Origin of the sequence: Brevundimonas sp. P7753 (assembly GCF_013386595.1) — a bacterium.
Classification (GTDB): Bacteria; Pseudomonadota; Alphaproteobacteria; order Caulobacterales; family Caulobacteraceae; genus Brevundimonas; species Brevundimonas bullata.
Genome location: NZ_JACARP010000008.1, coordinates 64,398 through 72,039 on the forward strand (window position 1 = coordinate 64,398; position 7,642 = coordinate 72,039).

5 protein-coding genes are annotated in these 7,642 nt (G+C 70.4%); all 5 read right to left on the reverse strand.

Features of this window, described 5'->3' with window-relative positions; all coding sequences use genetic code 11:
• Nucleotides 1–28: 28 nt before the first annotated feature.
• Nucleotides 29–1,324 (reverse strand): adenylosuccinate synthase, encoded by a 1,296-nt coding sequence (locus HX774_RS02175; protein WP_114818673.1) that lies wholly within the window; start codon nt 1,322–1,324, stop codon nt 29–31.
• Between the two features lie 78 nt (nt 1,325–1,402).
• Nucleotides 1,403–2,575, reverse strand: coding sequence for a phosphoserine transaminase (locus HX774_RS02180; RefSeq protein WP_178823823.1), 1,173 nt, complete (start codon nt 2,573–2,575; stop codon nt 1,403–1,405).
• Nucleotides 2,576–2,612: 37 nt separating this feature from the next.
• A complete protein-coding gene (locus tag HX774_RS02185) occupies nt 2,613–3,518 on the reverse strand; it encodes a DnaJ C-terminal domain-containing protein (RefSeq protein WP_178823825.1) in 906 nt (301 codons plus the stop codon).
• Nucleotides 3,519–3,599: 81 nt separating this feature from the next.
• Nucleotides 3,600–7,283 carry a glycoside hydrolase/phage tail family protein gene (locus HX774_RS02190; RefSeq protein WP_178823827.1) on the reverse strand — a complete coding sequence of 1,228 codons (3,684 nt, stop codon included), beginning with the start codon at nt 7,281–7,283 and terminating at the stop codon, nt 3,600–3,602.
• A 4-nt stretch (nt 7,284–7,287) separates the two neighbouring features.
• Nucleotides 7,288–7,642 (reverse strand): peptidase P60 (locus HX774_RS02195; protein ID WP_178823829.1); only part of this gene is annotated, 355 nt, incomplete at its 5' end.

Sequence of the window (7,642 nt, forward strand, 5' to 3'; positions counted from 1 at the left end):
TCGGGACGCAGCCCCCTTATCCTCAACCTCAACCCTGGAACGGATCGCGCATCAGGATGGTGTCGTCCCGCTCGGGACTGGTCGACAACAGGGCCACCGGCGCGCCGATCAGTTCCTCGATCCGACGCACATACTTCAGCGCGTGGGCGTTCAGGTCCTTGAACGTCCGCACCCCGGCGGTGCTTTCGCTCCAGCCTTCCAGTTCCTCGAACACCGGCTCGGCCGAGGCCTGAGCCTTCAGGCTGGAGGGCAGGTAGTCCAGCACCTCGCCGTTGATGCGATAGCCGACGCAGATCTTCAGCGTCTTCAGACCGTCCAGAACGTCCAGCTTAGTGAGGGCGATGCCGTCGATGCCGTTGATGGCCACCGACTGGCGCACCAGAACCGCGTCGAACCAGCCGCAACGCCGCGCCCGACCCGTGTTCACCCCGACCTCGCGGCCCACGACCGCCAGATGCTCTCCGACCTCGTCGTTCAGCTCACAGGCGAACGGCCCCTCGCCCACGCGGGTCGTATAGGCCTTCACGATGCCCAGCACATAGCCGACGCCGCGCGGCCCGATGCCCGAACCCGCCGCAGCCTGACCGGCCACGGTGTTGGACGACGTCACATAGGGATAGGTGCCGTGGTCCACGTCCAGGAAGGCGCCCTGCGCCCCCTCGAACAGCACGCGTTTGCCCTCCTTCTGGGCCTGATCCAGCACGCGCCAGGCCGGCTTCACATAGGGCAGGATCTTCGGCGCGATCTCCAGCAGTTGCGCCAGCAGCGCCTCGGGGTCGATCGGCTCCAGCCCCAGACCCGCACGCAAGGGATCGTGGTGCGAACGCAGACGCTCGATCTTGATCTTCAGGTCGTCTTCGTTGGCCAGGTCGCAAACGCGGATGGCGCGACGCCCCACCTTGTCCTCATAGGCCGGGCCGATGCCGCGCCCCGTCGTGCCGATCTTGGCGCCCGGCGCGCTGGCGGCGGCTTCGCGCGCCACGTCCAGGGCCGGATGGATCGGCAGGATCAGACAGGCGTTGTCGGCGATGGTCAGGATGTCGGGGCTGATGGCCACGCCCTGGGCGACGATCTTCTCGATCTCGCCGACCAGATGCCAGGGATCGACGACCACGCCGTTGCCGATGATCGAGGGCTTGCCCTGCACCACGCCCGAGGGCAGCAGCGCCAGCTTGTAAACCTTGCCGTCGACGACCAGCGTATGGCCCGCGTTATGGCCGCCCTGGAAGCGCACCACCATGTCGGCGCGATTGGACAGCCAGTCCACAATCTTGCCCTTGCCCTCGTCGCCCCATTGGGCGCCGACTACTGCGACGTTCGCCAAGATCGTTTCTCCGCAATCCAGAATGCGGTGGGAGCCTATAACCCCTGAATCGTCCGGAGTCGCCCCGACAGCGCAGAATTATGCGCTCAGTTCACTGACCGCCGTCGCAAACGCCCATTCCAGCCACGGCGTCGCGTCCACGACATCCGCCGTCTCGACCGTGCAGCCGCACCACAACCGCAGCCCCGGCGGCGCGTAACGGTGCGGCTCCATGTCGAACACCGCGCCTTCGCCTTCCAGCAAGGCCTTGAACCGCTTCACAAAGGCCTTCTGCCCGGCCTCGTCGAGGGCCGCGACGCGCGCATCGGTGAACTTCAGGCAGACCGAGGTGGTCGAGCGAATTTCTGGTCGATCCGGCAGCATGGCGATCCAGTCGGTCCGCTCCACCCATTCCGCCAGGGCCGCATAGTTCCGATCGGTGCGACGGATCAGCTCCGGCAGCCCGCCCGCGCCCTTGGCCCACTCCAGGGCGTCGATCCAATCCTCGATGGTCAGGATGGAATAGGTGTTGATCACCACCCCGTCCGCCAGGGTCCGGTCAAAGCCGGTCTTGTCCGTCAGGCGCAGCACCTTGGGGATCGACCGCTCGGGACGATAGGTATCCAGCCGCGCCACGGCACGCGGCGACAGCACCATGACGCCGATGCCGGCCTCGCCGCCCAGCGCCTTCTGGAAGCTGAAGGTCGTCACATCCAGCTTGTCCCACGGCAGGTCCATGGCGAACGCCGCCGAGGTCGCGTCGCAGATGGTCAGCCCCTCGCGGTCTTCCGCGATCCAGTCGGCGTTATCCATGCGCACGCCGGACGTCGTGCCGTTCCACGGAAACACCACGTCCTTGCTGGGATCGACGCGGCTCATGTCCGGCAACTCGCCCCAGGGCGCCGTCAGCACCTCGGGCTCCAGCTTCAGGTGGTCGCGCACGTCGTTCGCCCAGACCTGACCGAAATTCTCATAGGCCACGACCTGCACCGGCCGCTCGCCCAGCATCCCCCACAGCGCCGCCTCGACCGCGCCCGTGTCCGAGCCCGGCGTATAGAGCAGCACATAGTCTTCCGGCGGCGCCAGCACCTCACGCGTCAGCCGCAAGCCATAGGCGAACCGTTCCACCACCTCCGGCGCGCGAATGCCCCGTCCCAGCAGGTTGGTCGGCAGCCCCGCCAGCGACCACCCTGGACGCTTGGCCGTCGGACCGGCGGAGAACCACGGGCGAGCAGGCTTGGCGTCAGGCTTGGCAACGGCTTGGGCGATCATCGTCGTATCCAGCTTGGGGAGGAGATTTAGGGGCGGCTCAGCGTCCGGGCTTATAGGGGCGCTTGTCCCGCCACTCGGTCGCGAACCGGATCAGGTCGTCGTCCGGCGTTTCCGGCAGCGTCACCACCAGCCTGGCCAACAGGTCCCCGCGCTTGCCCGCCGCATAGGCGCCGCGCGCCTTGAGCCGCAGGATCTTGCCGCTGTTCGAGCCCTTGGGGATGGTCATCATCACCGCGCCCTCGGGCGTCGGCACCTGGATCTTTCCGCCCAGCACCGCATCGGGCACCGACACCGGCAGGTCCATGGTCAGGTCCGCGCCATCCCGCTTGAACACCGGGTGCGGCGCGATCTTCAGTTCGATCAGGGCGTCGCCCGCCTGGCCGCCGCGTCCCGGCGCGCCCTGGCCCTTCAGCCGGATCACCTGGCCCTCGGACGCCCCCTTGGGAATGACCACGTCCAGCATCCGCCCGTCCGAGAACTGGATGCGGCGCGTCGTGCCGGCGATGGAGTCCTCCAGACTGATGTCCAGCGTCGCCCGCACGTCCTGGCCCTTGCCGCCGCCGAAGCCGCCGCGTCCCGCCGTGCGTCCGCCGCCGCCAAAGGCGCCGAACAGTTCTTCAAGGTCGATGTCCTCGAACCCGCCGCGTCCGCCCGACCCGCCGAATCCGCCAAAGCCGCCCGAGCGCCCCCCGCCACCCGGAGGCGCGCGAAACTGCTCGCGCCCGTCAGCGTCGATCTCACCGCGATCATACTTGGCCCGCTTCTCGGCGTCGCCCAGCAGGTCGAAAGCCGCCGTGATGCGCTTGAACCGCTCCTCGGAGACCTTGTCGCCCGGATTCTTGTCCGGGTGCAGTTCCTTGGCCAGCTTGCGGAACGCCTTCTTGATCTCGTCCGCGCTCGCGCCTCTGGCAACGCCCAGTTCCTTGTAGGGATCGCCAGCCACGTTCGCTTCACTCCGACATCAGAAAAAGACCAGAGCGTCAGTTAAGCCATGCGCCCCCCCGCTGGAAGGGGCAGACGTGGTTTAGAGCAAAGGCGCCACCGCCTCCGCCCCCCAGCCATAGCCGTCGCCCCACTGCGCCACGCCGATCCGCGCGCCTTCGCCGAGCCCGCCAGGCCAGTCCGCCGCCATCTGCGCCGCCGCATAGACCGCCTCCAGCCCCTCGACCTCCCAGACCCGCTTCTCCACCGCGCCGTCCAGCACCCGCACCCGGAACCGACGCGGATCGACCTCGACCGGCTCGGCCTCCCAGCCCTCGCCGTTGGCCCGCACGCGCGGCGTCCACGACAGCCGCCGCCCGCCGCCCTCGACCGCCACCCGCAGATGTGCCGGTCGCCAAGGCCGCGCCGCCCGCCCGGTCCAGCTGAAATCGACCTCGCTAAACCCACTCCCGCCCGGCGCCGCGCCCGCCGGCCCGGCCCGCCAGACGCGCGGCAGCCCCCGCTCGCCTGGCGCCACTTCCGCCCGCGCCATGTCGCGTTCCAGAAACACCACGACCGCCCCGGCCAAGGCCCCCGCCGCCGTCGCTTCCTCACTCCCCTGCTGTCCGCGCAGCAGGCCGCTCAACCGCCAGACCTCGCCGCCGACCAGTTCCGCCCGCCGATACTGCACCACTTCCCAGCCCGCCGCCGTCTCCAGCGCCAGGCCATTTCCGCCGCCCAGCACACCGCCCGCCGTCAGGCTCTCCGGCGCCCGTCCCTCGATGCGCACCATGACGGCGTTGGCCTCGTCCCAACGCCCGACCACGCCGCGCCCGACCGCCTCGGTCAGCACCCCGACCGTCGCCGGTCGCATCACCGTCGCCCGCGGCGTCAGCGCCTCCACGCTCGCGCCCCCATGCACCGCCATCGGCGTCCAGGGCTCCGCCGCTGCCGCCACCACCGGCCGCCCGTCGTCCTCCGCCCCCGGCAAGGGCGGCAGGTCCAGCAGCCGCAAAAACGGCGCGCCCACTACCGTCGGTCCATCGCCGGGCCGCCAATCCATCGGCGCCTCATCGGCCCGCACAGAAACCACCGACTCCAGCACCGCCGACGGCTGCTCGTCCACGTCCAGCCGCGTCACGCGCCAGTCGCCCGTCCGCCCCTCGGCCTTCACCACCTCTCCCGGTTCCAGCCGCAAGGCCTCTAGCGGCCCCAGCCGCACCGTCAGCCGGTCCGTCTCGCCCCCGGTCGTCGCCAGCGTCCTTCGCGCCAGCGCCCCGGCCACGCCCGCCCCGCACACCGCCGGCAGTTCCAGATCAACCCCGCCGCCGTCGCCGAGCCCGCGCACCACCACCGACCCGGTCTGATAATCCGCCGTCTCGTCGATAAACCGCACCCGCGCCGCGCCCGCCCTCGGCTCCAGCGACCGATCCGCGACGACGCTCGCCCCCTCGTCCGGCAGGGCCAAGGCCGCCGCCGTCAGCGTCAACCCCACAGCCGTCTCGCCCAGCACGGCGATCCGCCCGCCCCGCTCCGCCGCCGTCGCCCCCAGACCCGTCAGCAGCGGTTCCAGCGCATCCCGCGTCCGCATCGGTCGATCAATCACATAGCCCGCGATCTCGCCGTCCAGCGCCCCGATCTCGAACGCCTCCTCCGCCAGCCCGCCGCGCTTCAGCACCGCCGCGACCAGATCCGCCGCCTCGCCGCCCATGCGCCCGTTCAGCCAGTGCCCGGCCCGCCAAGCCCCCGCGTCAACCCACACGCCATCCCGCGCCGGAAAGGCCGGAAACGGCCGCGCATCCCAGCACCAGGCGTCCGCCCCCTCGACCATCCGCCCGCCATAGACCGCCGACACCGGATTGTTCGCCACATCCTCAAAGTGCGTCAGCACCGCCTCCAGCGCCCGCCGCTGCATCCGGTCGTCGCGCGCCCCCGTCGAATGCGGCGGCAGGGCGTTCTCGGAACTCTTGGGGTCCTGAAACAGATTGGGCGCATTGCCGCCCCGGTCCACCGCCGCACAGCCGAACTCGGTCAGCCGGATCGGCTTCATCCCCGGAACCCAGGCCGTCGGCGTCGCCGACCGCACGCCCGCGACCCGCTCATGGTGAGCGTTCGACCACCACCCCTTCAGGTCCTTGGGGCGATACAGCCAGTCCTCGCCATGCGCCCCGTCGCGGATCGGCGTCCGCACCTGCCCCGCCCGATCCTCGGCGCTGGCGTAATACCAGTCGAAGTTCTCGCCGCCCGCGACCTGCATCGCCAGATAGGCCGGGTCCGCCGCCCCCTCGAACGCCTCCGCATCCAGCCCGCCGTCGCCCGCACGCCAGTCGCCCAGCGGCGGATACCAGTCGATGCCGACGTAATCGATGTTCGGATCGGCCCACAGCGGGTCCAGATGGAACCGCGCCTCGCCGCCCTTTTGCCAGCCGAAATACTCCGACCAGTCGGCGGCATAGGACAGCTTCACCCCCACCCCGACAATCGCCCGGCACTCCGCCGCCAGCGCCTTGAATTGCGCCGTCGCCGGAAAGCCGCCGCCCGCATCGCGGGTCCCGGTCAGCCCTCGCATCTCCGAGCCGATCAGCAGGCCGTCCGCCCCCTCTTCCGCCGCCATCCGCGCATAGTGCAGCGCCAGCCGCCTCAGGCCCCAGCCGCTCGCCGTCCCGAACAGGGCCGCGACCTCAGCCGCCGCCCCTGCCCCGTCCGTCCCGGCCACGCGCCCGCGCCACGGATAGCCAGGGCAGTCCATGAAGACGAAGGGATACAGCGTCACCTCCACCCCCCGCGCCTTCAGGCTGCGGATCGCCTGGCGCACGCTCTCGTCGGACGGCGTCCCGCCGTAGGCCGGCCCGCCGTCGATCTGCGACACCAGATGCGCCTCATGCCGCTCCAACCCGGCCACGCTCCAACGCATCGGCTTGGTCATCTTGTCGCGCCGATCCACCCCGGGTCGAACCTGACAATGTCCCGCCCGCACGTCATCGCCGAACCAGCCGACGATCAGGCTGACCCGCTTCAGGTTCGGCGCCTGCACCATCAACTGATCCAGCGACACCTCGACATCCGCCCGCCCCTCGGCGTTGTTGACGTTCTCAGGCCTGCTCTTCGTCAGCCCCTCGCGCCGCATCACGGCTTCGGTCGCCAGACAGAACTCCCCCGCCCCGGGGATCAGACACACCCCCTCCAGCCGGTCCTCCAGCCGCCGCTCAACGCCCATCGGCCGACGAAACACCTCGAACGCCAGCTGCGGCGCCCGATTACCGAACGGCCCCAGCGGCAGGTCCTCGAACACCACATAGGCCGTGCCGCGAAACGCCGAGGCCGCCCCTTCCACCGCCTCGATCAACGGGTCCGGCGTCTGCGTCTCGGTCCCGCGATGCACCCGCATCGTCACCCCGGTCAGGTCCAGCGGCTGACCGTCGGCCCAGACCCGGCCGACCCCGTCGATCGGCCCCTCGCCCAGCCCGACGGCGAAGCTCAGCGAATATTCGTACTCGACCGTCTTCTGCCCGCCCTTGCCGCCCGACCGCTTGTGCTTGGTCTCCAGGAACCGCGCGGCCCAGATCACCTGCCCCACCACCCGCGCCCGGCCAAAGACGCAGCCCATCGGCGCCCCGTCCGCCGACGACTGCAGGCTCAGGCCCTCCAGCCGCGGCCCCTTCTGCCGCGCCGGCGACAGGCTGGCGATCACCCGGTTGTCGATGGCCTTGCCGATGGTCGAGCCGATGAACTGGCCGATCGGCCCGCCGACCTGCTGGCCCACATTGCTCAGAATGACCTGCGCCAAATCCTCAGCCCTCCGTCTTCACCGGCCAGCGAAACGCCGCGACCAGCCTTCGCCGCCACCACGGCCCCATCCAGCTCTCGACCACCGCCCGCCCCCAATAGGCGTGGATCATCTTCCACTCCGACCCGTCATCCGACGACAGGATGGCGCAGTGCTTGACCGGACACCCCGCGCTCATCCGAAACAGCAGCACGTCCCCCGCCCGCGCCATCGCCGGCGAAACCTCGACCAGCCGCCGCCGCGCCGCGTTCAGCAAGGTCTCCTCGCCCCCCGTCTCGGCCCAGTCGGCGCGATAGGCCGGCGGCGCCTCCGGCTCCTCCCCCACCACCTCGCGCCACACCCCGCGCACCAACCCCAGA